Origin of the sequence: uncultured Caulobacter sp., from assembly GCF_947036865.1 — a bacterium.
In the GTDB taxonomy this organism is placed as follows: Bacteria; Pseudomonadota; Alphaproteobacteria; order Caulobacterales; family Caulobacteraceae; genus Caulobacter.
Window position 1 is genome coordinate 14,571 of the sequence record NZ_CAMQSF010000012.1, and the last position, 25,630, is coordinate 40,200.

Annotated in this window: 28 protein-coding genes; 22 read left to right on the plus strand and 6 right to left on the minus strand. The window is 65.8% G+C overall.

The features are described from left to right. The first annotated feature begins 35 nt into the window (after positions 1–35). The 5 genes from Q0V34_RS09190 (at position 36) to Q0V34_RS09210 (ending at position 4,642) form a co-directional block, all read left to right on the plus strand. A complete protein-coding gene (locus Q0V34_RS09190; protein WP_297510907.1) occupies positions 36–866 on the plus strand; it encodes a hypothetical protein in 831 nt (276 codons plus the stop codon). Beyond that, positions 863–1,351, plus strand: coding sequence for a DUF1772 domain-containing protein (locus Q0V34_RS09195; protein WP_297510912.1), 489 nt, complete (start codon positions 863–865; stop codon positions 1,349–1,351). Before Q0V34_RS09190 ends, Q0V34_RS09195 begins: the two co-directional genes overlap by 4 nt. A 600-nt stretch (positions 1,352–1,951) precedes the next feature. Next, a complete protein-coding gene (locus tag Q0V34_RS09200; protein WP_297510914.1) occupies positions 1,952–3,487 on the plus strand; it encodes an integrase in 1,536 nt (511 codons plus the stop codon). Between the two features lie 99 nt (positions 3,488–3,586). Then, the gene (locus tag Q0V34_RS09205) at positions 3,587–4,048 is read left to right on the plus strand and encodes a helix-turn-helix domain-containing protein (RefSeq protein ID WP_297510916.1); all 462 of its coding nucleotides are present in this window, start codon (positions 3,587–3,589) and stop codon (positions 4,046–4,048) included. A 3-nt stretch (positions 4,049–4,051) separates the two neighbouring features. After that, positions 4,052–4,642: a PIN domain-containing protein gene (locus Q0V34_RS09210; protein WP_297510919.1), complete on the plus strand. Its 591-nt coding sequence runs from the start codon at positions 4,052–4,054 to the stop codon at positions 4,640–4,642. Between the two features lie 15 nt (positions 4,643–4,657). Here the strand turns inward: Q0V34_RS09210 and Q0V34_RS09215 are convergent, their stop codons facing one another. Genes Q0V34_RS09215 through Q0V34_RS09225 form a run of 3 tightly spaced genes read right to left on the minus strand, consistent with a single transcriptional unit; the run spans position 4,658 to position 8,011 of the window. Then, positions 4,658–5,566, minus strand: a complete 909-nt coding sequence (locus tag Q0V34_RS09215) for a plasmid partitioning protein RepB C-terminal domain-containing protein (protein WP_297510921.1) — start codon at positions 5,564–5,566, stop codon at positions 4,658–4,660. Between the two features lies 1 nt (position 5,567). After that, positions 5,568–6,458 carry a plasmid partitioning protein RepB C-terminal domain-containing protein gene (locus Q0V34_RS09220; RefSeq protein ID WP_297510924.1) on the minus strand — a complete coding sequence of 297 codons (891 nt, stop codon included), beginning with the start codon at positions 6,456–6,458 and terminating at the stop codon, positions 5,568–5,570. Next, positions 6,455–8,011, minus strand: coding sequence for a recombinase family protein (locus Q0V34_RS09225; RefSeq protein ID WP_297510927.1), 1,557 nt, complete (start codon positions 8,009–8,011; stop codon positions 6,455–6,457). The genes Q0V34_RS09220 and Q0V34_RS09225 overlap by 4 nt, the downstream gene beginning before the upstream one ends. A gap of 83 nt (positions 8,012–8,094) precedes the next feature. Here Q0V34_RS09225 and Q0V34_RS09230 point away from each other — a divergent pair, with 83 nt between their 5' ends. From Q0V34_RS09230 to Q0V34_RS09250, 5 genes are all read left to right on the plus strand, one after another. After that, positions 8,095–8,478: a hypothetical protein gene (locus Q0V34_RS09230; protein WP_297510930.1), complete on the plus strand. Its 384-nt coding sequence runs from the start codon at positions 8,095–8,097 to the stop codon at positions 8,476–8,478. Positions 8,479–8,563: 85 nt separating this feature from the next. Continuing rightward, complete coding sequence (locus tag Q0V34_RS09235) at positions 8,564–9,427, plus strand: S1/P1 nuclease (protein ID WP_297510934.1); 864 nt, start codon at positions 8,564–8,566, stop codon at positions 9,425–9,427. 118 nt (positions 9,428–9,545) lie between these two features. Beyond that, positions 9,546–10,094 carry a hypothetical protein gene (locus tag Q0V34_RS09240; protein ID WP_297510936.1) on the plus strand — a complete coding sequence of 183 codons (549 nt, stop codon included), beginning with the start codon at positions 9,546–9,548 and terminating at the stop codon, positions 10,092–10,094. Between the two features lie 251 nt (positions 10,095–10,345). Beyond that, positions 10,346–12,307 carry a conjugal transfer protein TraG gene (locus Q0V34_RS09245; protein WP_297511082.1) on the plus strand — a complete coding sequence of 654 codons (1,962 nt, stop codon included), beginning with the start codon at positions 10,346–10,348 and terminating at the stop codon, positions 12,305–12,307. A gap of 2 nt (positions 12,308–12,309) precedes the next feature. After that, complete coding sequence (locus Q0V34_RS09250) at positions 12,310–12,732, plus strand: CopG family transcriptional regulator (RefSeq protein WP_297510939.1); 423 nt, start codon at positions 12,310–12,312, stop codon at positions 12,730–12,732. Here Q0V34_RS09250 and Q0V34_RS09255 read toward each other — a convergent pair. After that, positions 12,729–12,983, minus strand: a complete 255-nt coding sequence (locus Q0V34_RS09255) for a hypothetical protein (protein WP_297510942.1) — start codon at positions 12,981–12,983, stop codon at positions 12,729–12,731. The genes Q0V34_RS09250 and Q0V34_RS09255 overlap by 4 nt on opposite strands. 249 nt (positions 12,984–13,232) lie before the next feature. On the opposite strand from Q0V34_RS09255, the gene trbB reads away from it, so the two are divergent. From trbB to Q0V34_RS09305, 10 genes are all read left to right on the plus strand, one after another. Further along, positions 13,233–14,150 (plus strand): P-type conjugative transfer ATPase TrbB, encoded by a 918-nt coding sequence (gene trbB / locus Q0V34_RS09260; protein WP_297511084.1) that lies wholly within the window; start codon positions 13,233–13,235, stop codon positions 14,148–14,150. Then, entirely contained in the window at positions 14,147–14,533 is a 387-nt protein-coding gene (locus Q0V34_RS09265) for a TrbC/VirB2 family protein (protein WP_367272049.1), read from the plus strand. Before trbB ends, Q0V34_RS09265 begins: the two co-directional genes overlap by 4 nt. Further along, entirely contained in the window at positions 14,530–14,799 is a 270-nt protein-coding gene (locus Q0V34_RS09270; RefSeq protein WP_297510947.1) for a VirB3 family type IV secretion system protein, read from the plus strand. The genes Q0V34_RS09265 and Q0V34_RS09270 overlap by 4 nt, the downstream gene beginning before the upstream one ends. 5 nt (positions 14,800–14,804) lie before the next feature. Continuing rightward, positions 14,805–17,213, plus strand: a complete 2,409-nt coding sequence (gene trbE, locus Q0V34_RS09275; protein ID WP_297510949.1) for a conjugal transfer protein TrbE — start codon at positions 14,805–14,807, stop codon at positions 17,211–17,213. Between the two features lie 31 nt (positions 17,214–17,244). Continuing rightward, positions 17,245–17,964: a P-type conjugative transfer protein TrbJ gene (trbJ, locus tag Q0V34_RS09280; protein ID WP_297510953.1), complete on the plus strand. Its 720-nt coding sequence runs from the start codon at positions 17,245–17,247 to the stop codon at positions 17,962–17,964. Then, the gene (gene trbK-alt, locus Q0V34_RS09285) at positions 17,961–18,221 is read left to right on the plus strand and encodes a putative entry exclusion protein TrbK-alt (protein WP_297510956.1); all 261 of its coding nucleotides are present in this window, start codon (positions 17,961–17,963) and stop codon (positions 18,219–18,221) included. Before trbJ ends, trbK-alt begins: the two co-directional genes overlap by 4 nt. Positions 18,222–18,223: 2 nt before the next feature. Further along, positions 18,224–19,477 carry a P-type conjugative transfer protein TrbL gene (gene trbL, locus Q0V34_RS09290; RefSeq protein WP_297510959.1) on the plus strand — a complete coding sequence of 418 codons (1,254 nt, stop codon included), beginning with the start codon at positions 18,224–18,226 and terminating at the stop codon, positions 19,475–19,477. Between the two features lie 3 nt (positions 19,478–19,480). Then, positions 19,481–20,164: a conjugal transfer protein TrbF gene (gene trbF / locus Q0V34_RS09295; protein WP_297510962.1), complete on the plus strand. Its 684-nt coding sequence runs from the start codon at positions 19,481–19,483 to the stop codon at positions 20,162–20,164. Further along, positions 20,161–21,009: a P-type conjugative transfer protein TrbG gene (gene trbG / locus Q0V34_RS09300; protein WP_297510965.1), complete on the plus strand. Its 849-nt coding sequence runs from the start codon at positions 20,161–20,163 to the stop codon at positions 21,007–21,009. The genes trbF and trbG overlap by 4 nt, the downstream gene beginning before the upstream one ends. 398 nt (positions 21,010–21,407) lie before the next feature. Then, entirely contained in the window at positions 21,408–22,142 is a 735-nt protein-coding gene (locus tag Q0V34_RS09305; RefSeq protein WP_297510968.1) for a TrbI/VirB10 family protein, read from the plus strand. Here the strand turns inward: Q0V34_RS09305 and Q0V34_RS09310 are convergent. Beyond that, positions 22,139–23,035 (minus strand): LysR family transcriptional regulator, encoded by an 897-nt coding sequence (locus tag Q0V34_RS09310; protein WP_297510971.1) that lies wholly within the window; start codon positions 23,033–23,035, stop codon positions 22,139–22,141. The genes Q0V34_RS09305 and Q0V34_RS09310 overlap by 4 nt on opposite strands. A 202-nt stretch (positions 23,036–23,237) precedes the next feature. On the opposite strand from Q0V34_RS09310, the gene Q0V34_RS09315 reads away from it, so the two are divergent. Beyond that, a complete protein-coding gene (locus Q0V34_RS09315; RefSeq protein ID WP_297510974.1) occupies positions 23,238–24,152 on the plus strand; it encodes a HEPN domain-containing protein in 915 nt (304 codons plus the stop codon). Between the two features lie 184 nt (positions 24,153–24,336). Then, complete coding sequence (locus Q0V34_RS09320) at positions 24,337–25,161, plus strand: hypothetical protein (RefSeq protein ID WP_297510977.1); 825 nt, start codon at positions 24,337–24,339, stop codon at positions 25,159–25,161. Here the strand turns inward: Q0V34_RS09320 and Q0V34_RS09325 are convergent. Further along, entirely contained in the window at positions 25,151–25,618 is a 468-nt protein-coding gene (locus Q0V34_RS09325) for a very short patch repair endonuclease (RefSeq protein ID WP_367272050.1), read from the minus strand. The two genes, Q0V34_RS09320 and Q0V34_RS09325, sit on opposite strands and share 11 nt — an antisense overlap. Between the last annotated feature and the right edge of the window lie 12 nt (positions 25,619–25,630).

Below are 25,630 nucleotides of genomic sequence, written 5' to 3' on the forward strand. Positions count from 1 at the left end.
AGAAATGTGATAACTTCTCATGTTAGGAGGCGGAAGTGGGCGAAGCTGTTGGCTGCGCATTGGTGACCGGCGCGACCGGTAAGTCCGGAAGGCGCGTCGTGGAGCGGCTGGCGAAGCGTGGCTTCAGCGTGCGGCCAGGGTCTCGAGCGGGCGATCCGGCCTTCGATTGGGAGCGTCCAGAGACCTGGTCCCCGGCCCTGCGAGGGATGGAAGTCGCCTATGTCGCGTTCCAGCCGGATGTGGCGATGCCAGGCGCGCCTCAGCGGATCGGCGAATTCGCGGCGCTCGCGACGCAACTCGGGGTTCGCCGGCTTGTTCTTCTGTCTGGTCGCGGCGAACCGGAAGCCGAGGCCTGCGAAGACGCCCTACGTGTCGCGGCCCGGGAATGGACGATCCTGCGTTGCTCGTGGTTCGCGCAGAATTTCAGTGAAGGATTTCTGGCGGGGGCCATCGCGGCGGGCGAAGTGCGGCTGCCCGTCGGCGCCGTTCCGGAGCCGTTCGTGGACCTCGATGACGTCGCGGACGTGGCCGTCGAGGCGCTTGTCACCGACGCGCACGTGGGGCGGTGTTATGAACTGACCGGTCCCCGGCTTCTTACCTTCTCGGAAGCGGTAAGCGACATCGCCCAGGTGCTTGGACGGCCCCTTCGATTCACCGCCATTTCCGTGGAAGCGTTCCGGGCCGAGCTTGGGGCCATCCCCCTCGACGACGAGGTCGTGAACCTCCTCACCTACCTCTTCACCAGCGTCCTCGATGGGCGCAACGCCGCCGTCCACGACGACATCGCGGCGGTTCTCGGAAGGCCAGCGCGTGATTTTCGCGCGTTCGCCACGGCGGCCTTCGGTTCGCGGGAGGGCGCGCGATGAGTTCGGCCATCGTCAGAGGTCTGCTCTGGACGGCCGCCGCATCGTCAGGCCTCCTCGGAGGCGTCTACTTCGCCTTCTCCAGCTTCGTGATGGCGTCATTGGCGAGGGCGCCGGGCACAGCGGGTGTAGAAGCCATGCAATCCATGAACGTCGTCATTCTGCGGACGCCGTTCATGACGGTTTTCTTCGCCTCAACGGCTCTGGCGGCACTTCTCCTCGTCCTGGCGATCTTAGGCCAAGGCGGGTCGCGGATATGGGCGGTGTCCGCGTGCCTGCTCTACCTGATCGGCATGTTCGGTGTCACCGCTTTCGGGAACGTCCCCATGAACGACACGCTCACCGGCATGTCGCCATCGGTCGCGGTGTCTGGCGGCTACTGGCGAACCTTCCTCTCGGACTGGACGCTCCTCAACCACCTTCGCATGGTGGCGTCTCTCGCGGCTTCAGGTCTCTTCGCGATCGCCGCTCATACGCTGCGGCGCTGACGATGTGGTGACCCGTGTTGGCTTTCGATTAGCACGCGCCAACGCGGACGTCGCGAGATGCCGAGCTGAGTTCGCCGCTCATAGGCCAGGCTTGGTGTTGGACGCGGGAATTACCCGGCATGAAAATCTAGAAAATCAACTACTTACCTGAGCCACGTCAGAGGTCTCTGGACTGGCTGTTCAGAATTCGCTGGACTGCGCCGGCGATAGGCCGGAATTAGCTGGACCGGATCGCGCCACTGGCGCTCTGTGAAGCGCCGGTACAGCAGGCTTTTCGGCCCTTTGGGATGGGCGGGGTCACCTGCCGGTCCAGATATTTCTGGAAGAGTCCAGCTAATTGCGACCGCCAGAAAGTAAATGGCGCGCCCGGAACGATTCGAACGTCCGACCCTCAGATTCGTAGACGTGAATCTGAGGGTCGAAAGCAACACGCCAACTTACTCCAGAATACGACAAGCTCTTGCCGGATTTGAATTTTCCGGAAATTGATCGCGATCTGGCGTTGACCTTACAAGCGCGGGAATTAGACTGTTTGTACTGGGATCCCCTTACAAAACCCTTGCAAAGGCGACCCTTCGTACTCTAGCGCGAGATAGGGCAATGGCCGTACAGAGGCTCGTTCTGAACGAAAAGAGCGTCTTTCAGCTGCCTCTGGCGACCAAGGGCCGATACATCGTCCGGGACGCCGACCTTCGCGGCTTTTGCCTTTTCGTCGGCCAGCGCCGGAAGTCGTTCACGGTGCAGGCGGAACATTGGGACTGCGGCCGGAGAACCTCAAAGACCATTGTCCTGGGCCACGCCGGCGATCTCTCCGCGCGCGACGCGAGGATTCAGGCCAAGATTCTGCTGGCGAAAATCGCCAACGGCGAACTCGACGTCGAAACCTCCACTGAGCCGCCACCGCCGGCCGGCGTCACATTGCGACAGGCCTGGCAGCGCTACCTGACCGCCCACCTGCAACGCAAGGAGCGCAGCCCCGCGACGATCAAGGGATATGTCGATCACATCGAGCGCGCCTTGGTCGATTGGATAGACCTGCCGCTTCAGGTCCTCGGCGAGAACCCCGTCATGGTCGCCGAGCGTCACGACATCATGTCGCGTGAAAATGGCCCGTCCGCAGCGAACGGCGCCATGCGCACTCTGCGGGCGATCTACAATCATGCCCGCAAGAGCCACCGCGAATTGCCCCCGGAGAACCCGACCCTCGCCGTGGACTGGAATCGCGAGAAGCGCCGCGACACGGCAATGGGCGTCGAGGATTTCCCGGCGTGGTTCGCGCAGGCTCGGTTGCTGCGCCATCCCGTTCGCCGGGAATTCCACCTGATGACCCTGCTCTCCGGCAGTCGCCCGGGGGCTTTGCTCCAGGCCCGCATTGAGCACATCAATTTCCGGGACCGGATCCTGCACATTCCGCGACCGAAGGGAGGCGCGGACCGCGCATTCGATATCCCGTTGTCGCGACCGATGGTCCGAAGCCTGATCAGGGCTATTCGAGCAAGCCGCATCCTCTTCCCGGAGCAGGCCAAAGAGTGGGTCTTCGCAGCGGCTAGCGCGGAAGGACACATGGCCGAGCACAAGGAGTCGAGAAAGGTCTTGTCCAAATGGGGCAATGACCTGCGCCAGACCTACCGAACCATGGGCCAGGTCGCCGGGCTCTCTGAGGTCGATATGCACCTGCTCATGAACCACAGCCTGCCGGGCGTGAACGCCGGCTACATCACTCGCGCCAAGCTGTTGAGCGGCCATCTGCGCGCGGCGCAGGAAAAGCTTTCCGGAACAATGATCGACGCCGCCGAAATCCAGGGCCGCGCCTGGCCGTTTCTTCCGGCGCGAAAGCTCGGCGACCCGGTTCTTGATCCGCCTCTGCCGGACCCCCGATCCAACCGTGCCCGGGAGGAGCGCTTCTGGGCGATCGATGCGCCACGTCTCTTGAGGGCCGCAGCGGCAAGAACCGCCTCCGGCTCGGATCGGCCGCGGTTGATCACGGCTTCAGAACATCAGCCGCGGAGCCAGCCAGCCCTCGGCTCGGCCATGCCAGCTCCCGCGCCGCCCGGGCCCCCGGCCCCACGACCCGAGGCGCCGCGACCATCATCGCCCGCCATGCACGACCCTGTCCGATCCCTTCTCAATATGTAGACCGAGGCCCGGGCGCGAACCGCAACGCGTTTCGAGCGTTTCGTTTGTTGCGTTTATTTCGATTATGGCCTAATGTCCGGTCTCAATCGGGAGCATAAGATGACACTGCCTGCATTCGCCCACGAGCTTGGCGATAGGCTTCCGTCTGCCAACGAGCGCGCCGCCGCCAACCAACTTCGCAAGATATTGGCCGCCCAGGCCAGCGGAGATGCCGATGGCATGCTGCGCGTTCTTCAGGAAGACAAGTCAACCTCGGAGGTCGTGCTGACGCCGGCGCTTTCGCGCCTTTTGATGGAACTGCTTCGCCACGTCGGTCGTGGCGATGCTGTGACGCTCGTCCCTGTCAGCCAGATGCTGACGACGCAGCAGGCGGCCGACATTCTCAACGTGTCGCGTCCCTATCTTGTCGGCCTGCTCGACAAGGGCGAGATCGCTCATGAGCTGGTCGGTCGCCATCGCCGGATCAAGGCCGAGCACCTGTTCGACTACAAGCGCAAGCGTGACGAAAAACGCGCGGGCGCCCTGGCCGGTCTGGCGGCGCTGGACGCGGAGCTCCTCTAGTCCGTGTTCGCCAACCGCTTCACCGCCTTGATCGACGCCTGCTGCCTTGCGGGGACGCTCAAGCGCAACCTGCTGCTGACCCTGGCGGAGGCGGAATTCTTCCGGCTCCGCTGGTCCAGGACGATCCTCGACGAAACCGAGGCCGCGATCCGGCGCATCCTGGAGGACAGGGGCGCCGACGACGCGGCCGAACGCGCGAGCCGGGCTCGCAAGTTCATGGAAGAGGCCTTCGAGGAAGCAGACGTGGGCGACTACGAAAGCATGCTGTGCGCCTGCGACGCCCTGCCCGACCCAAACGACGCCCATGTGCTGGCCGCGGCCCTGAAGACGCAAGCGGCGATCATCGTGACGGACAATCTGAAAGATTTCCCGCCCGCGATCCTCGGTCCGCTCAATCTTGAGGCTCGCTCGGCTGACGACTTCATCGCCGACACGGTGGCGCTTGATCCTGGACGCGCGGTGGCTGCGGTGCGCGCGATGCGCGAACGCTTCAAGCGGCCGGAAAAGACGGCCGAAGCCCTGCTCCTGGACATGGAGGCCGAAGGGCTGACCGAGACGGTGGATGTGCTCCGTCCCCACGTCGCGTCGCTCTGATAGATCGCGTTCGCCCTACACCGGCTCGACTGGGGCGCCGGCGGCAGGCCTGTCGAGCGACGTGGCGGCGATGATCGCCTGAAACTCGTCCAGGATTTCCGGATGGCGACCGCGCAGATAGCCGAGGATCTCGGGATTGGCGACGAGCCGCGACAGGTAGCCAGATGCGATGACCAGGTGCAGAACATCGTCGCCATACGACGCCTCCAGGGCTTTGAAGTCCTGGGTCAGGGACTCCATCTCCCGCTCCATTCGCGCCATCTGCTCCGACGTCATACCGCCGACCTTCTTGGGCTTGTTGGCATGGATGAGATCGTGCTGGCGAGTGGCCGCCAGTAGCGCCTGGGCATAGGCGGAAGTGAAATTGCCCACCGAGACCATGAGTTCGGCGACTTCCACCTGGCGCATCGGCTTCATTTTCCGAAGGACGTCGAACGCCACCGGGTTGACCGCGCGGTCCTTCAGCAGTTCGACGACCTCGGGGGTGACGCCGTCGAGGAGATTTCGTCGGCGCTTGATCCCCTTCACGTCGACCTTCAAGGCGCGGGCAAGCTTTTCCTCGGGGACCCCGCGCTCGAGCGCGCGCACGATCATGTAGTGCTCCTGGATCGTCGCCAGCCGATTGACCCGCTTGTTGTAGGTGAAGGCCTCATCGTCGTCGGCGATCAGGCAGCGCGTTTCCCGGACGCCGAGGTCCTTGAGAATGGCGAGGCGCACGTGACCGTCGAGCAGCATCAGCGGTCCTTCGCCGGGCGACCGAACCACGACCAGGGGCTCGATCACGCCGACCTCGGCCACCGACTGGGCGATACGGCCAAACTTCACCGAACCTCGCACCTTGTCGGAGAGCTTGCGCATCGGGAGGATATCGTCGACCCGCACCACCAGAAGTTCGCTCTCGAACGCGGCTTTGACGTCGGCCATGTCAGGCCTCCGCCAGCCCGAGCCGCTCGGCGAGAGGCTTGGGAAGCGTGTGCATGGCCTCTGCGCGCAGCAGGGTCACGAAGTGCGGATCGTCGAGAAGGCGGCGCAGACCATTGACGACGAAGAGCAGGCGTCCCTGGGTGAGGGTGGCCTTCTTGATCATCAGTTTCTGCCGGTCGGTCTCCTTGCGGTAGGCCCGCACCAGGGAGTCGGCGGTGACGCGCGGTCGCGCGCTCGGGCCGCGCGAGCCACTGTTGCCGGCCTTTCCGCTGACGCGGCGCTGCTCGATGATCCGGCGGATGGCGATGAGCTGGTTCCCGGGCAGCGCCTTCTGCTCGTAAGCCTCGGCCAGGGCGCCCTGAAGATCGGCGTCGCCCGCCTTGGCGATTTCCATCGCGATACTGTGGGGGATGGCGCCGCGCTCCACGGCGCGGATGAGCCGTTCCTCGCCGTGCTCCAGCAGGAAGCAGATCGCCCAGATGTACTCGGGACTGAAGTCGGTCTTTCGGGCGATGTCCGCCAGCGAATAGCCGCGCTCCTTGAGCGCTCCGATCTCCGAAACGAGCTCCAGCGAAGTGTGCTGACGGCGAGCCAGGTTCTCGACCAGACTCATTACGAAACAGTCCTCGACGGTGGCGTCCATGAGGATCGCCGGGATCTCCATCTGGCCGAGCGCCTGGAAGGCTTCAAGACGCCCCTGGCCGCAGATGAGGTCGTATCCGCCATCGTCGCGAGGCCGCACGGTGATCGGCTTCTTCAAGCCGAGATTGGCGATCGACGTCACCAGCTCCTGGAAGATGCGTTTGTTGCGCGAGCGAGGATTGAGGATGGTGATCTTCGCGATCGGTACGCGCCGGATCACCGGCGCCTCTGGGATGGCGTCCGTCGTCACGCGGCAAGCCTCAGGCTGGCGCGGCGCGTGAGGTCCAGGAACGGGTCGAGGTCATCAAATCGATAGGCGTCGAGGAAGACGCCGTTGTCTTCGCCAAGTCGCAGGCGAACCGCCTCGCCCATGTCGATCCACGGCAGCAGATAGTAGTCGCGGATCTCCTGGTTGCCGGCCTCCATTCTCGCGACGATGGTGATGTCCGGCCGAAGACCGGTGTCGAGGCGGATCTTCCAGCGTTGACCACGCTCGCTTTCGGCGCAGCGGGCGATCGAGAGCGATGCGGTGAACTCGTCATTGATGGTCAGGAGATCGGTGGCCGGATCGATGGCGACGCTGGCGCCTAAAGCTCGGATGCCTACGACCGTCCGCTCGACGACCTTCGGATGAAGGGCGCGCAGGACGCGGTTGGTTTCCAGGTATCGGTAGTCGCGGTCCGTCGCATAGCCGACCAGCTGATAGGCCCTGACCAGGCTGCCGAACCGGCTGCGGTAGGTGGCGCTGGACGGCATGTCCTCCACCTCGTCGATGATGAGGCCCGACAGGCACCCGCGCTGACCGAGCAAGGCGGTCAGCCGTTCCAGCAGTTCGGCGTCCGTGAAACGCCGGCTCCGCTCTTCGATGATGCGACGCGCGGCGATGAAGAAGTCCGGATCGACGATCCCCTCGAACGCCTCCTCGGCCCGAACCCATTGATCGGGATCGTTGACCACCCGCTTCTTCTTCAGCTTGAAGGACACGCGGTTGTAGACGTTGTTGCCGACGTACTTTTCGTTGGTCAGGACCTGGTGAACGGTGCCGCGCGTCCACGGCCGTTCAAGGTCTGTGAGTACGCCTTCGCCGTTCAGCATCACGGCGATCTCGCGCTCGGAGCGTCGGTGCAACACGAACATCCGGTAGATGCGGTTGACGACCTCGATCTCCTCTGCGGGTCCGGGGGTCAGAACCACCCGGTCGGTCTGCAGGCTCTTGTGCTCGCCGCGTCCCAGGAGCGCCTTGGGCTGACGGTGCTCATCGACGAGAAGACGCCGCAAGCCAAATCCGGCGGGGCCGCCCTGGCGGAAGCCGAGGTTGATGAGGCGGCATTGGCCGGTGAACACCTTGGCCGAGAGCTCGCGGCTGTATTCCCCCGCCATGGCCCGCTTCATGCTCTTGATGATGGTGGCGCTGAGGCTGCCGTCATTCTCGAACTGCTCGGCGCAGTAGTGGACGACGATGCCAGCTTCGCGGCACTGGAACTCGTAGTAGGCGCTCTCATCGGCGTCCTGGAAACGCCCCCACCGGCTGACGTCATAGACGAGGATGGCCTCGAAATCGGCCAGGCCCGCCCGCACGTCGGCGATCAGTTTCTTGAGGGCGTCACGCCCATCGAGCCGCAGGCCGCTTTTGCCCTCATCGGCATAGGTTCGGACGATCTCGAAGCCGCGCCGGGCGGCGTACTGGTCGATGATCTCCGCCTGGTTTTCGGTGGAGTACTTCTGGTGTTCGGTGCTCATACGCACATAGCGGGCGGCGCGAACGGGCGCCCCGCGAATTTCCGCGTTCGTCTCGATAGTCATCAGGGAAAACACCCGCCTCGCACGTCAGAGCCCAGGGAGCGCCACGGCTCCTCTCCTGAAACCCTAGGTCGGATCGTGTGGGTATGTCGCGTTCGCAGAAGGACCGAAAACTTCGGTCAAATCCGGAAAAGCTCTTCCCGGAACGCCCCGCAGAGGGCTTCGATTTCACCGAAGCGATCGCACAGGCTCTGCGGCGGGAATTCGGTTCCAGCCCGGCCGCTGTGAAGACCGTCGTGCGCCTGACCCGCACCAATCCGCGCGCCGTCCGCAACTGGTTCGCCGCCAACAACGGGCCCAATGGTGAGAACCTCGTCGTGCTCGCCCGCCACTCCGAGGAGGTCCTGGAGACGGTGCTGCAACTGGCCGGACGGCAGGATCTGGTCACGGCTCGCAAGCTCGCCGGCGCGCGCGAGAAATTGCGAGAGATGCTGGAAATGATTGACGACCTGCAATCGGGCCAGGGTTAGGCCATCGAGACACGAGCCATTCACCCTTGCCTTGTCGACACCCGTCTTTCATCTGGACGGTTGTCCCTCTCACCGAGTTCTCCCCATGCTACGCTTCGCCTTTCGGGCCAGCCTGATCGCCCTCGTCGCCATGCCAGCCTCGGCTATGGCTTGGGGCCGCACCGGCCACGCCGTGGTTGCCGAAATCGCGCGCGGTTACCTTACGCCGAAGGCCGCGGCGGCCGTCGACGCCCTGCTCGCCAGCGATCCGGACGTCCTGACGGAAAGTGACCTGGGATCGCGAGCGGCCTGGGCGGACGCCTATCGGCGAGACCACCGGGAAACGTCGGAGTGGCACTTTGCTGATGTGGAGCTCGACCATCCTGACCTCGCCGAGGCCTGCTTCGGCTTCCCGGCCAGCGGGACGCCCGCGAGCGCGGGTCCGGCGAAGGATTGCGTGGTGGGTCGGCTGGAGGCGTTCGAGCGCGAGCTGGCCGACCCACGGACCGATGCCGCCGAGCGTCTTCTGGCCTTCAAGTTCGTGCTGCACTTCGTCGGCGACCTGCATCAGCCACTCCATGCCGCGGACAATCAGGACAAGGGTGGAAACTGCGTCCCTCTGGCGCTCGGCGGTCCGCGCACCGTCAACCTCCACAGCTATTGGGACGGGGTCGTCGTCGATGCGCTCGGTCCCGATGCAAAGACGATCGCCGCTTCGCTGAGCGCCAGGATCACGCCCGCGCAACGCAAGGCCTGGGAAAAGGGGGACGCGAAGAGCTGGGCGATGGAGAGTTTCGCCGTCGCTAAATCGACGGCTTATACAGTTGGCTCCGCGCCCGGCTGCTCAAACGACAAGACGCCGATCGCCCTGCCGGAAGGCTATGCGGAACGGGCAAGCGCCGCCGCCGCCCTGCAACTGCAGAAAGCGGGCGTGCGTCTCGCTCTGGAGCTCAATCGCGCCTTCGACTAGGCGGGCTGGCTAAATCTGCGAAGAGCCACCTCTTTACGGGAAGTCGCGTGGTCATTGCGCCGGTTGGCGATTGGATCTGTTATGGGCGGCGTCGTGACGTCGGGTCTGCAGGAGTACCATGACAGCGAAGTCGCCCCCGGTCCCAGCTAACCACAAAGCGCAATTTCGCGAAGAAGCCCGCCGCATCATCCGCGCCGATCGCGCGGCTCGGATGTCGGGAGCCTCTCAGAATACAATCGGCGCCGTCGCGGCCGCACTCGAGCGAGCCTTCAAGCTTGGCCGCGATGGAGGAGGCGCTCCGGCATCGCCGGCCCTAAGCTGGGAAAGCATCCCGCCTCGATCGCGCGAGGCCTTAGAGTATCTTGGGATCAAGTCGCGACCGATCCACGGCCTGCGCGAGGAAGGGCTGGTGCTCGTCCCGGATGATGTCAATGGCCGGACACGATGGCGAGTGGAGGGCGCCGCTGAAAGCGAGCGGACGTACCCAACCGTCGCGATCAATCCGCTGGTCAAGCTTGGGCTGCTCGAAGCGCCGCAGGGCCGCGAAGACGCACTGCAACTGTCCCCCTCTGGCGCCGCCGCCTTCGATGGCTATTGGGCCCGTCGCCTCAAACGCGATCCGTCCTTGCCGATCGAAGGCATGCGGCCGACCAAACGCGGCTGGTGAGGCCGACCACATCGTAGGACTTCGAGGGAGTCTGGGCGGGGCGGTGGAAAGGTCTGCGAGGACCCCCAGGGTTTTAGCGCGAGCGCCTGGACATGCCGTCGGGCGCCCCGCCCAGACAGCCACTACCTTAGGGCGGCCGCCACCGACAATCAAAGCGCGGCCCTACGCCGCCGCCTGTCTTTGCACGCTGCTGCGCGAACGCGCCTGACAGAGACTGGCGTTCGCCTCGTCCGAGCCCCTTGATCCTGAACATGCAGGGTTCCAAGGTCCTCTGGCTGACGATCATCCTCGTCTTGGGCGTGGCGCTCGCGGCTGTGTGGTCCGCGACGCAATGGACCGCGGCGTCGCTGGCTCACCAACCGGCCCTTGGGGCTCCGTGGTTCTTTCTCGCGGGCCGCCCCGTCTATCCGCCGCCCGCCTTCTTCTGGTGGTGGTTCGCCTATGACGCCTATGCGCCGGGCACCTTCCTGCGCGGCGGCGCGATCGCGGCCAGCGGCGGCGTTCTGGCCGCCGCCCTGGCGATCATGATGGCGATCTGGCGCAGCCGTGAGCGTGACGGGGCGTCGACCTTCGGAACCGCACGCTGGGCCAGCGATAGTGAGGTTCGCGGCGCGGGCCTTCTCGGCGACGACGGGGTGTTTCTCGGTCGATACAGCGATCACTATCTGCGCCACGCCGGACCAGAACATGTGCTCGGGTTCGCACCGACCCGTATGGGCAAAGGCGTCGGCTGGGTGGTGCCGAGCCTTCTGACCTGGCCCGCCTCGACGATCGTTCACGATATCAAAGGCGAGAACTGGACCCTCACGGCGGGATTTCGCGCGAAGCTCGGACCCGTCCTGCTGTTTGATCCAACCAATGCGACATCCTCGGCCTACAATCCCTTGCTCGAGGTTCGGGCCGGCGAGACCGAAGTTCGCGATGTGCAGAACATCGCCGACATTCTCGTTGATCCGGAAGGTAGCCTCGACAAGCGCAGCCACTGGGAGAAGACCTCCCACGCCCTTCTCGTCGGCGCGATCCTGCACGTCCTCTACGCCGAGCCCGACAAGACCCTGGCCGGTGTCGCCGCCTTCCTGTCGGATCCGAGCCGCACGATAGAGCAGACGCTCGCGGCCATGATGACCACGCGGCATCTTGGTGAAGCCGGCGTCCATCCCGTGGTGGCCAGCGCCGCCCGGGAACTGATGAACAAGAGCGAGAACGAGCGCTCGGGCGTTCTGTCGACGGCTATGACCTTTCTGGGTCTCTACAGAGATCCGGTCGTCGCCACGGTGACCGCCCGCTGCGATTGGCGGATCGCCGACCTGGTCGCGGCGCCGTGCAGTCTCTATCTCGTCATCCCGCCTTCCGATGTGAGCCGAACGCGTCCGCTGATCCGGCTGATCCTCAATCAGATTATCCGCCGTCTGACGGAGAGCCTGGAGGACGTGAACGGGCGCCAGGATCTCCTGCTCATGCTCGATGAACTCCCGGTGCTGGGACGGCTGGATTTCCTCGAGGGCTCGTTGCCGTTCATGGCGGGTTACCGCATCAGGGCCTTTCTGATCACCCAGTCGCTCAATCAGATCGAGCGGGCCTACGGCCCCAACAACGCCATCCTGGACAACTGCCACGTCCGCATCTGCTTTGCGACCAACGATGAGCGGACCGCCAAGCGGATTTCCGAGGCCCTCGGCACGGCCACCGAAGAGCGGGCGATGCGAAATTATGCGGGGCACCGTCTCTCCCCCTGGCTTGGCCATCTTATGGTCTCGAAAGCCGAGTCGCCGCGGCCTCTGATGACGCCCGGCGAAATCATGCAGCTCCCGGCGGACGATGAGATCGTTCTGATCGCCGGCGCGCCGCCGATCCGCGCGCAGAAAGCACGCTACTTTCAAGACCGCCGTCTGGCGGCCCGAATTCTACCGCCCCCCGTCCCGAGCCGACTGTCGACCGCGCCGCACGGCTGGAGGATTCAGCCACGGGTCAGGGAGGCAGCGCCCGCGATGACCAGCCCCGGCGCGATGGCGGACGGCGAAGGGCCCAGCCCGCGCGAGTACTCGCTTGCGCTGCCCGAGCTCGCATTGCCCCCAGGCTCCCGAGACGAATTTGCGTTCGACGACTCTCTCGCGGAGGACATGGCCGCGGCCAAGGCGCGCCAGTTCGAACGCAGTCAGACGAGCATCGCGCGACAAGCCTCGATGGACCCAGACGACGGGATGGAGCTCTAGTCATGCGGGTCAAACACACCTTTCGGCTTCCACCCGGCCTCGGCAAACGGCTGGCCGAATACGCGCTAAGGCGCCGTATCTCACAGGCGCTGGTGGTCGAGGCGGCCTTGGAGAGCTTCCTGTCGCCAGATGGCGCCGAACAACTGGAGGCGGCGCTGAGCCGCAGGCTAGACCGCCTGTCGCGCCAGGCTGACCGCATAGAGCAGGTCGTCGGCATCATCCTCGAGGCGCTTGGCCTCTTCGTTCGCTTCTGGCTGGCCAACACCCTGGCCTTGCCCGAAGCATCCCTGGCCGCTCAGCAAGCCAAGGGTCGCGAACGCTACCAGAATTTCCTGACCAGCCTCGGGCGTCGCATCGCCAAGGGCGCAAACCTGTCGCGCGACATCGAGGCCAGCGCACGCGAAGCGGACGCCCCCGAGATCTAAGCGTCAGGATCGTCAAAGGCGCCGAAAGACTTCAGTCGAGCCTGCTGCTCGAGCGCCGAGCGGTTGATCGCGCCCTCGAGGAGGGCGCACGCCTGGTCCAGGGCGCGCAGGTCGTCGCGATGGTTGACCACGAGCGCGGCGGCCAACATCTCGACGAGGGCGTCGGCGATCGCCCCAATCTTCTCCGGATCGCGATTGGCCAAGGCCAACTGAGAGAGCACCAAGGCCCGCAGGTTGTCGACGAAGTCCATGCTTCCTCCGGCGGGTAGCATCGGCCTTGCAGCGTCGTCCGCGCAATGCCTCTCACTCCGATCGGAGCGCAATTTTCGCCAGCGCCTGTCTTTGCACGCCAGGCCTCGCCGAGCGCTAAACCCTTGTTGCGCCGCCGGCGCTTTGGTCCTGTCTAGAGAGCCTCCCGCCCGGTGCGCCGGGCCTTGTCGAGGCCTTCGATCGTGTCGGCGATCCCGCTTCCAGACGACAGTCAAACGCGCGCCAGCCGTATGCTGCGGACAGCGCTCGGCGCGGACGTCCGGGCGTGGTTGGCTCAGGACGATGTCGTTGAGGTGATGCTCAATCCGGACGGTCGTCTCTGGATCGATCGTCTCGGGACGGGCCTATCCGACACAGGCGTAAGGCTGGAGGCGGCGGAAGGCGAGCGGATCATTCGTCTGGTCGCCCACCATGTCGACGGCGAAGCCCATGCACGAAGCCCCCGCATATCCGCCGAATTGCCTGCGACCGGCGAGCGGTTCGAGGGTCTCTTGCCGCCTATCGTCTCTGCGCCGACCTTCGCCATTCGCAAGCCTGCCGTCCGGGCGGTGACGCTAAGCGACTATGTCGACCAGGGCGTGATGGACCGCGCGCAAGCCGACACCCTGGCCGCCGCCGTCGCCTGGCCACGCAACATCCTCGTCGCCGGCGCCACGGCCAGCGGCAAGACCACCCTCGCGAACGCCCTCCTTGCCGAGTTGGCCGGAACCCGGCAGCGGGTCATCATCCTCGAGGACACCGTCGAACTTCGCTGCCCCGCGCCCAACACCGTGGCGCTACGCAGCAAGGACGGGGTCGCCTCGCTGACCGACCTGCTGCGGTCAACGCTGCGCCTGCGTCCCGACCGGATCGTGGTGGGCGAAGTACGCGGCCCCGAGGCGCTCGATCTCATCAAGGCCTGGGGCACGGGCCATCCGGGCGGGATCGCCACGGTTCACGCCGGCACGGCCCTCGGCGCCCTGCGTCGCCTCGAACAGCTCATCGCCGAGGCGGCGGTGACCGTCCCGCGCGACCTGATCGCAGAGACGGTCGATGCGGTCGCCGTGCTGAGCGGCCGGGGTGCTGCGCGGCGCCTCACCGAACTCGTCGCGGTCCAGGGCCTCGACGCCGGCGGCTACAGCTTCATCCCCCTCGGAGACGCATCATGACGAGACCGAGCCCCTGCCGCCGCCATGGGCGGCCGCCCCGTCACCTGCGCGACCTGCTCTGCGGCATGTCGGCAACCGCCTGGCTTGTGCTCTACGGGCTGCCCGCCCGAGCGGCCGGCTCCTCAATGCCCTGGGAAGCGCCACTGCAATCGATCCTGGAGTCGATCGAGGGTCCGGTGGCCAAGATCGTGGCGGTGATCGTGATCATCGTCACGGGGTTATCGCTGGCCTTCGGCGAGACCTCGGGCGGCTTTCGCCGTCTGATACAGATCGTCTTCGGACTGTCGATCGCTTTCGCGGCCTCCAGCTTTTTCCTGTCGTTCTTCTCGTTCGGCGGCGGCGCGCTGATTGACCTGCCGGCCGGAGGGAGCGTTTCGGCATGAGCGCCGAGGCGTTGCCAGCAGGCTATTTCGCGGTCGTGCACCGGGCGCTGGTCGAACCGATGCTGCTGGGCGGCGCACCGCGGACGGTCGCCATCGCCAACGGCACGCTGGCGGCGGCGGTCGGCCTTGGCCTCCGCCTCTGGTTCGTGGGCCTGCTGCTCTGGCTTGTCGGCCATGCGCTCGCGGTCTGGGCCGCGCGTCATGACCCGCAGTTCGTCGAGGTTGGTCGCCGCCACCTGCGCTATCCACCCTATCTTCGGACCTGACCGCGATGATGGCGCTCCAGCCCTATGGCGATCCGACCCCGCGCCTGGCCGACTTCCTGCCTTGGGCCGCGCTCGTCGCGCCCGGCGTCGTCCTCAACAAGGACGGTTGCCTGCAGAGGACCGCGCGGTTCCGCGGCCCCGACCTCGACAGCGCTACGCCGGCCGAGCTCGTCGCCATCACGGGTCGCCTCAATAACGCGTTGCGGCGTCTGGGTTCGGGCTGGGCCCTGTTCGTCGAGGCCCGCCGCGACCCGTCTGCGGGCTATCCAGAGGATCGCTTTCCCGACGTGGCCTCCGCCCTCGTCGACCTCGAACGAAAGGCGCAGTTCGCCGAGGCCGGGGCCCACTTCGAAAGCCGCTATTTCCTGACGTTCGTCCGGCGTCCGCCGGCCGAGGACGCCGCGCGCGTCAGCGGTCTGATGATCGAAGGCCGCGCCAGGCGCGGACGCGACGCCTGGGAACATGCGCAAAGCTTCATCGAGCGAACGGACCGCGTCCTGCAGTTGATAGAGGGCTTCATGCCCGAAGCTGTTTGGCTAGACGATGCGCAGACCTTGAGCTTCCTGCACGGGGCGGTGACCACCACTCGCCAGGGCGTGCGTGTCCCTGAAGTCCCGATGCACCTGGACGCCTTGCTCGCGACCGAGCCGTTCGGCGGAGGGCTCGAACCACGGCTTGGCGACAAGCACCTCCGGGTTCTGACCGTCATTGGCTTTCCATCCGCGACCTTTCCCGGAATCCTCGACGATCTCAATCGCCTGTCGTTTCCCTACCGGTGGTCGACGCGCGCGCTGATGCTCGACAAGACCGACGCTGTCAGGCTGCTCACGAAGATTCGTCGTCAGTGGTTCGCAAAGCGCAAGTCGATCGGAGCCATTCTCAAGGAGGTGATGACCAACGAGGCCGCCAGCCTCGTGGATGCTGACGCCGCCAACAAGGCCGCCGACGCTGATGCCGCTCTTCAGGATCTCGGCGCCGATGATGTCGCCCAGGCCTTCGTGACGGCCAATGTCGTGGTGTGGGACGACGATGCACGGGCGGCGGCCGACAAGCTCCGCCTCGTCGAGAAGACCATCCAGGGCCGAGACTTCACCGTCATCACCGAGACCCTGAACGCCGTCGAGGCCTGGCTCGGATCTCTGCCAGGGCATGTCTATGCCAATGTGCGCCAGCCGCCGGTCTCGACGGTGAACCTCGCCCACATGATGCCGCTCTCGGCCGTCTGGGCGGGACCAGCCCGCGATGATCATCTTGAGGCCGCGCCGCTCTTCCAGGCTCGCACGGCGGGCTCTACGCCCTTTCGGTTCTCGCTGCATGTCGGCGATGTCGGCCACACCCTGATCGTCGGGCCGACCGGTGCGGGCAAATCGGTGTTGCTGGCGCTCCTTGCCCTGTCGTTTCGGCGCTACCGAAACGCCCAGATTTTCGCCTTCGACTTCGGCGGCTCGATCCGCGCGGCCACCCTGGCGATGGGTGGGCGCTACCACGACCTTGGCGGCGCGGCGCCGCCGTCGCTGCAGCCGCTCGCCCGGATCGACGACGTCACTGAACGCACCTGGGCCGTCGAATGGCTGGTCGCCCTTCTGGCGCGAGAGGGCGTGAGCCTGACGCCGGACAATCGCGATCGTCTGTGGTCGGCGCTCGCCGCCCTGGCGGCGGCGCCCGCCGACCAGCGCACCATCAGCGGCCTTATCGCCCTGTTGCAGGATGGCGCGCTGAAGCTCGCCCTACGTCCCTATGCGATCGGCGGGGCCGCGGGTCGGCTGCTCGACGCCGAACACGAAACGCTCTCTTCGTCGTCCGTCGAGACCTTCGAGACCGAGGGCCTCGTCGGCTCTCATGGTGCGGCGGCGGTGCTGGGCTACCTCTTCCACCGCATCGAAGGCCGACTGGATGGCCGCCCGACCCTGGTGGTGATCGATGAGGGATGGCTGGCGCTCGATGACCCTCAGTTCGCCGGTCAACTGCGCGAATGGCTCAAGACCCTGCGCAAGAAGAACGCGTCGGTCGTTTTCGCCACTCAATCGCTGGCCGACATCAAGGACAGCCCCATCGCACCGGCCATTATCGAGAGCTGCCCGACGCGGCTCTTCCTGCCCAACGCCAGGGCCCTGGAGCCTCAGATCGCCGAGATCTACGCTGGGTTCGGACTCAACGCGCGCCAGACCGAGATCATCGCGCGCGCGACGCCCAAGCGCGACTACTACGTCCAGTCACCGGTCGGTGACCGATTGTTCGACCTGAGCCTGGGCGAAGTCGCCCTGGCCTTCACCGCGACGTCATCGAAGGCCGACCAGGCGCTGATCGACGCGACGCTTGCAGACGCGCCTGAGGACTTCGCCAGCGCTTGGTTGCACGCGCGGGGTCTGAGCTGGGCGGCCGAGCTCATCCCCACGCTCGAACTGGAGACCTGATATGGCCCCATGCCTCTCGCGGCGGTCCCTCATGGCGATCGCGCCGATCGCGGCCGGAGCCGTTCTGCTCCCCGCCAGCGCGTTCGCGCAGTGGACCGTCTTCGACCCGACCAACTACGCCCAGAACCTGCTGACGGCGAGCCGTTCGCTCGAACAGATCAACCATCAGATCACCGCCCTGCAGAACCAGGCCCAGTCGCTCGTCAACGAGGCGAGAAATCTCCAGACGCTCCCCTTCTCGTCCCTGCAGACCCTGCAGTCGCAACTGGCTCAAACCCGGGCGCTGATCGACCAGGCCAAGGGCGTCGCGCTGCGTGTGGCCGACGTTGAGGCGGCGTTCCAAGGCGCCTACCGCCCTGCCGACCTCTCCGCCAGCAACCAGGGCCTGCTCAGCGACGCGAAGAGCCGTTGGAGCAACAGCGTCGCGGCCTTCCAGGACGCATTGAAGGTCCAGGCTGGCGTGGTCGGCAACCTCGAAGGCTCGCGGACCGAGCTTGGCCAGCTCGTTACCGCCAGCCAGTCGGCGAGCGGCGCGCTTCAAGCGGCCCAGGCGGGTAATCAGCTTCTGGCTTTGCAATCGCAACAGCTCTCCGACCTTCTCCTCCTCCTCGCCGCCCAAGGCCGCGCCCAGACGCTGGAAGCCGCCCAGCGCGCGGCCGCTCAGGACCAGGCGCGGGAACAACTGCGGCGCTTTCTAACGCCCGGCGCGGGGTACCAGCCGGGCTCGGCCAAAATGTTCAATCGCCCATGAGCTCGCGTCTGTCCTTTCGACTCGCGGCGGCCGCCTTCGCGGTCCTGGCGATCCTCGTCGCGGCCCTTCAATCCCGCCACCCGCCCATGACCTCGACGCCGGCTGCGGCGACGAAGGACCACGTCATCACCCCGCACGCCGCGCGCATGGCGCATTGCCAGTCGCTCGGCGCGGCAGGCGCTCAGGATCCAGATTGCCTGAAGGCCTGGGACGATGCGCGAACCCGGTTCCTGGGCGCGAAGAAGGCGGAGCGCTGAGCATGGAGGGTCCTGGCGTCGTTGATCGCTTCCTCGGTGTTTTCACCGCCTATATCGACTCGGGCTTTGGCCTTCTGGGCGGCGAGGTGGCGTTCATCGCCACGACCCTGATCGTCATCGACGTCACCCTGGCCGCGCTCTTCTGGAGCCTCGGCGAGGGGGAGGATGTTGTCGCCCGGCTGATCCGCAAAACGCTCTTTATCGGGGCCTTCGCCTACCTGATCGGCAACTGGGCGGCGCTGTCGCGGATCATCTTCGAAAGCTTCGCGGGCCTGGGCCTCAAGGCGTCAGGCACGGGCTTCACGGTTGACGACTTGCTGCGCCCCGGGCGCGTCGGTCAGGCGGGCATCGACGCTGGCCGGCCGCTCCTGGAGAGCATCTCCGGGCTGATGGGCTATGTCGCCTTTTTCGAGAACTTCATCCAGATCGCGGTCTTGCTGATCGCCTGGCTGATTGTGGTTCTGAGCTTCTTCGTTCTGGCGGTTCAGCTCTTCGTCACGCTGATCGAGTTCAAGCTGACGACGCTCTGCGGCTTCGTGCTGATGCCCTGGGGCCTGTTCGGCAAGACCGCCTTCCTGGCCGAACGCGTGCTCGGCTCCGTGGTGGCCTCGGGCGTCAAGGTCATGGTGCTGGCTGTGGTCGTCGGCATCGGCTCAACGCTTTTCTCGCAATTCGCGGCCGGCTTTGCCGGTTCGGATCCAACCATCGAGGAAGCCCTGAGCGTGGTGCTGGCTTCGCTATGCCTGCTGGGCCTTGGCCTGTTCGCGCCTGGCATCGCCAGCGGCCTGGTATCTGGAGGGCCGCAGCTTTCGGCCGGTGCGGCCGTCGGCAGCGTCGCCGCGGCCGGCGGCGCCTTAGCGGCCGGCGGCGCGCTCGCGAGCCTGGCCGCCGGGGGAGCTGCGGGTTTTGCCGCCGGTGCGGCGCGGGGCGCGGCGAGCCTGGCGGGCGCCACGGTGGGCGCAGCCCAGAGCGGTGGGGCCATGGGGGTGGCGAAAGCCGCTACTGAAGCGGCCACAAGCCCCTTGCGGCGCATGGCCCAATCCCTGGGTCAGCGGTTCGACTCCGCACGTCAGAGCCAAACCACCCAGAGCAGCCCCGCGCCGGACGCCTCGTCCTCGCCCAACACCCCTCCGGCCTGGGCGCGGCGGATGAACCAGCGCCAGACCATCGCCCATGGCGCGGCCGCCGCCAGCCATGCGGCCAGTTCCAGCCCGTCCGGCGGCGGCGCATCCGTCGACCTTTCCGAGGAGCCGTAACCGATGTTTCGCCGGTCCGAGATCCGCTATGGCGCCACGCCCGAACCCGACACGCCCTACCGCCGCGCCAAGCAGGTCTGGGATGAGCGCGAGGGGCGGCTAGCCGTCACAGGTCGCCGCGCCTGGGCGGTGGCCCTGGTCCAGGGCGGCGCGATCGCGGTGCTGACCGGGGCGCTCGTCTGGCAGAGCGCCCGAGGGCATATCGTGCCCTGGGTCGTCGAGGTCGACCGGTACGGCGAAGCCCGCACCGTCGGCCCCGCCACCGCCGACTTCAAGCCGAGCGACTTCCTGATCGCCGCGCGTCTGGAGCGCTTCATCGAAGAGGTGCGATCGGTCTCATCCGATCCGGTGGTGGTCACCCGTAACTGGCTTTCGGCCTATCAGTTCACCACCGAGCGCGGCGCGGCGGCCCTGACCGCCTACGGCAAGATCAACGATCCGCGTCAACGGGTGGGCAAGGAGCAGGTGTCGGTAGACGTCACCAGCGTGCTGCGCGCCTCGCCGACCAGTTTCCGCCTCTCCTGGATCGAACGCCACTACCAGGACGGGGCCCTGACCGGGACCGAGCGCTGGTCGGCGATCCTCACTCTCGTCGACCGGCCGACCAACCAGGTCGAGCGGCTGAAGGCCAACCCGCTCCACCTTTATGTCGACGCGATCGACTGGTCCAAGGAGATGACCCCGTGACCCCATTTGTCCGATCGGCCATCCTCGTCGCCGCCCTGGCCGCCACCGCCCAAACCACCAACGCTCAGACACGCACGCCCACGCCACGCAGCGTCGCGGCGGCCAACACCGCCGCCCGGGTCCAGCCGCAGCTCGAGGCTTTCCAGGGCGCCATGCAGCGGTTCGCCTGGAGCGAGGGCGGCCTCTATCAGGTCTACACCGCGCCGGGCCGGATCACCGATCTGGTGCTCGAGGCCGGCGAGCGCCTGGCGGGACCGGGTCCGATCGCGGCGGGCGACACCGCCCGATGGGTGATCGGCGACACCGAAAGCGGCGATGGCGAGACCCGCCGCGTCCACGTTCTGATCAAGCCCACCCTGCCAGGCCTCGCGACCAACCTCGTCATCAACACCGATCGCCGAACCTACTATGTCGAGCTGCGGGCTAGCGCGACGACCTACATGGCCTCGGTCGCCTGGACCTATCCGAAAGATTCGCTGATCGCGGTGTCCAAGCCCAAGCTCGCGGTCGCGCCAACAAGCCCCGCGCCCGCTCAAGTGCCCGTAGGCCTCAACCTTGCGCGCTTGAACTTCGACTACCGGATCTCTGGCGACAAGGTCGCCTGGCGCCCGCAACAGGTGTTCGACGATGGCGCCAAGGTGCATGTCGTCTTTCCGGCCGGCGTCGCCTCTGGCGATCTTCCGCCGCTCTTCCTGATCGACGCCGCAGGCAAGGCCGGCCTGATTAACTATCGGCTCGACGGACGCCAGATCATCGTCGATCGTTTGTTCGAAAAGGCCGAACTCCGGCTCGGCGACCGACGCTCGGCCCGCAAGGTGCGGATCGAACGGGTCCAGCACCCGTGAGCCCGCCCGATCCAGGCCAAGCCGCCCGCGACGCCGTCCGGCTACGCGCGCCGCCGCCCAAGGTCGCGCGGCTCTCGCGGGTCGCGGTCACGTGCCTGGCGGGCTTGGCCGCAGCGAGCGTCGGCGCCGCCATCACCCTGGCGCTGCAGCCCCAAAAGCCCAAGCCCACGGTGCTCAAAGCCGAGACTGGCGATGGCCGCCCCCCGCAGGTGACGGGCCCGAGGACCTACGCCGAGGTTCCCAGGCTTGGACCGCCGCTCCCGGGCGACCTCGGACGCCCGATCGTCGCGGCCCAGGCTCGTGGCCAGGACGTCCCCACGCCGCCGGTCGGCCAATCAGGCCAAGATCCAAGAGAGCAGGCCCGAGCTCAGGCCGTTGAGACCGCACGCACAAGCCCCGTGTTCAATCGCACCAACAACGCAGCGACGGCGCCTTCTATCGCTATGCCACTCCCGGCGCAGACGGGACCGACGACACTCCCCGAGGCCCGTTCGGGGACTTCGATCACCGACAGCCGTCGCGGGTTCCTCGATCAAGACAGCCCGCCCTCCACCAGCGCCTTTCGCCCGACGTCGCCGGCAGGTCGGTACGTGCTGCTCGCGCAGACCGTCATTCCCGCCGCCCTGATCAGCGCCGTCAGCTCCGACCTGCCCGGCCCCGTCTCGGCCCAGGTGACCCGCAATATCCATGACAGCCTGACCGGCCGGACAATTCTCATCCCGCAAGGCTCGAGGCTGATCGGCCGCTACGATAGCCAGGTCGCCTTCGGCCAAAGACGTGTGTTGCTGGCCTGGGACAGGGTGATCTTTCCCGATGGCCGCTCCCTGCAGCTCGACCGTCTGGTCGCGGGCGACAGCCAGGGCCGTTCGGGGCTCGTGGACGAGATCAACGCCCACTGGGGCGACATGGCCAAGGCCGCCCTGCTCTCCAGCACTCTCGGTGCTGGCGCCGCCATTGGGGCTGACGACGAGAGCGACATCGCTCGCGCCCTGCGCCAGGGCGTGCAGGACACGGTCAACCAGACGGGCCAGCAGGTTGTGAGAAAGCAGCTGGACGTGCAGCCGACCCTGACGCTGCGCCCGGGCCTTCCCCTCACAGTCATCGTAACCCGCGACATTGTCTTCGACGACTAGCCGACGCCCTGAAGCGAAGACAGAAAACAGTCGACGATGGCCTTGCGTGGGCGCCGCCCAAGAACGGCGTCGAAGGCCAGGAAGCTTCGAGCCAAGGGCCGATAGGCGACACCAGTGACGCGAGCCGCATCGCTCTCGTTGACGATCCCCAGGCCCTGACCAAGCGCGACGCGTCTGGCGACACTGGCAGGCGTCGCCGCCACGGCGATCGTCTTCGCCGCGTCGCGGCCAAGTCGCCTTGCCGCGAGAGAGGCCACCTCTTCGAGGACCGCAGAGGCCGTCAGGAGACGGCGCCCCTCGAGAGCCAACCAGGTGACCGAGGTCTCGGCGCCCAGAGGCGCGTTCGCAGGGACGGCCAGCAGCAGGCGCTCGCGCCAAGCCGAAACCCTGGCCAGATTGCCCCCCGCTGCTGGCAGAAAAGCGAGATCCAGTCGCCCCCGCTCCAACGAAAGGCTGAGGCCATTCAGGCAATCCTCGGCGAGTTCAATCAGCACGCCGGGCTCCCTGTCCAGCAGCGAGCGCATCAGTTCCTGTGGCTTTCCGCCGCCGAGGCCCGACAGCAGGCCAATCCGCAAAACACGGTGATCGGCGCGCGCCGCATCGGCCGCGCGCTCAACCACCTGGTCGAGACCGACGACCGCAATCCGGGCGCTGAGAACAAAGTCTTCGCCCACCGAGGTGAGGCGCACGCCATTCGGCCCGCGCTCAAAGATCGGGGCGCCCAGACGCGCCTCGAGATCCTGGATCCGTCGCGACACCGCCGATTGCTGGACGCCGAGACGCCGCGCGGCTCGACGGAAGCCACCGGCCTCCGCCGCCGCCAGAACATAGCGCAGGTGGTGCAGGCCCAGCCCCGCGCGCGCGCTCGCCCGCCCCATCTCGCCCTTGGCCATGTCTGAAACGGTTGCTAGCACGAGTCGAGCCGCCCCAGCGATCGCAGCGACCGCGCCGTCAATCGACCGCGCCAGGACGCGCGCGGCTACTCTATAGAGCGACTATAGACGGAATATTCTCTGTCCAAGCGCAACGAACGGTGGCGCCAACCACGCCTGTCGCCCTAGACTCCCCGCGAGACAGCCATTCACCGAAGGAACCATGAAGACGTCGCTCGACCACCTTCCGGCCGCCAAGCGCAAGGAGCTCGACCTTGTGGTCGGTATCCTGCGGGAGGGTTTCGCCGAGGCCCTGAGCCGACGGACCATGCCGCGCTTTCGCAATGGCAAGATTCTGAAGATCATTCTGTTCGGCAGCTACGCTCGGGGTGATTGGGTCGAGGATCCCAAAGGCCGCTACTTCTCGGACTTCGACATCCTCGTCGTCGTAAATCACGACGACCTGGCCGACCTCGAAGAGTTCTGGTCCGGTCCGGACGAAACCCTCCTCAAGGAACTGGCCTCAGGCGAACGCCTGCGCACTCAGCCGAACTTCATCGTCCACAGCCTCGACGACGTGAACGAGAAGCTTCGTCTGGGCCGCTACTTCTTTACGGATATCCTGAGAGACGGGATCACGCTTTTCGAAGAAGCCGGCTTTCCATTCGCCAATCCCGAGGCGCTTTCACCCCAAGACGCCTACAGCGAGACCAGAGCCTATTTCGATGAGTGGCACGCAAGCGCCGTAGGCTTCCTCGATACTGCTCTTTACGTCCGTCGACAGGGGCGACCTAAGGAGGCTGCCTTTCAGCTTCACCAAGCAGCGGAACGCGCTTACCACGGGCTAATCCTGGCCCTCACGCTATATAGCGCCAAGACCCATCGACTGAATCTACTTCGCGATCGCGCAGAGGCCCTCGACAGTCGACTTGTTGGCGTCTGGCCGCGCACTAACAAGTTCGAGCGCCAGGGCTTCGATCTGATCCGCCGCGCTTATGTTGAGGCGCGCTACTCAGCGCACTACGAGATCTCCGATGAACATCTGGCTTGGCTGGAAGAACGGGTGGCCGCACTGCAGGAAGTGGTCGAGCGGATCGCACTTGATCGTATCGAGGCATTGAGGGCCGCGGCCGCCTAGCGCCGGTTGCTGCCGTTGGCCACCCTCCAGTAGGGCGACGCTCAGATAATTGACGCTCAGCTCGCACTGGGCCTATCGCTCATTACTGCGCATGAGCCGTTCCCTCAATTTCGGATAATTTCTGCTTCGCATTCGCTATCTTCGGCGCGGAAACGCGTCGGATCCCACTGCCTGAGGCCACGTCATGACACTGCTGATGGTTTGGAGGGAAAGCGAGGCAGACCGTATATGGATCGTCAGCGACAGCCGCTTGTCAAGAGACGGCCCGACGGGCGGCATTGACCGGATGACGGACCGCGCCGCGAAGATACTTGAAGCGGACCTCCACTTATTGGGGCGCGATCCTGGCCATCCCCCGCTAAAGTCTCGTACTGTTGGGTTTGCTTACACCGGAAGCACCCTTGTAGCGCTGGAGGCCTACGCTGCGGTGTTGCCGCTCTGGTCGCGGCTCATGTCTTCCGGCGAACAAAAGCTTCCAAGCATGGGAGATTGCGCCAGGCACTTAGGCGTATTCCTGAAAGCGTATGCGTTCGACCTTGCGAACAGCGGCGCCGTCGGCACGGAATGCATTCTTCTCGGCCGGGACGACGAGGCTGGCGTTGTGGAAGCGTGGCAGGTGAAGGTCCATAAGGTCGCTACCGGGATAGATCTTACCGTGGACCAGCTGAGGCTTGGGAACGGCGAGCTCCAGTTATTCGGAAGCGGCAAACACGATGCGATCGCACGGCTGCGCGACCTGAACCCGGAGGCGAAACCCTGGCGACGTGAGCCGCTCGACATGCTGCGCGAGCAGTTGAGTCAGGACGAACTAGGCACCGTCGGCGGCGGTGTCCAAGTGGCCTTCGCTGCACCCGACCGCTTCCACCTCAGCGCGGATGCGACAGCTGCTGGTTGGGGTAGAGCTTCCTGGGGCGACCCTTGGGTTGCTATTCGCTTTCGCGGCTTTGACTTGTCTGAAGTTAGTCAGGTCGGACACACTTTCGCGTCGCTGGCCGGCGTCAGCGGCTAGGCGCAGAGACGCGACGATGCCGGTTGGGGCAGGATACACTTTGAAAGTGAGCCAGAAGAGGCTCCTTGAATCGATCTTTCTTTACGTCACACTCCCAAACCTCCAGAACCCGCCAGCCCATCTCTTCTGCCTTCCTACGGTTAACGGCATCTCGAGCAACGTTCCGCTCAAACTTTTCAAGCCAAAGCGCCGTTCTAGTCTTAGGAATACTGGCATAGCGACAATCGGCATGACGGTGCCAAAAACAACCATGCACGAAAATCACTGTCTTCCATCTGGGAAGTACGATGTCCGGGCGACCGGGCATATTCGCTTCATGCAGCCGAAATCTGAGCCCCGCCCGGTGCAGCGCCCTACGCACGGCCATTTCCGGTGAGGTATTGCGACTGGAAACACGGCTCATAATCCGCCGCGTCAAGTCGCTGACCGGCACGTCTTCATCGAACTTTGACTGCATAGGCGCCGCTCG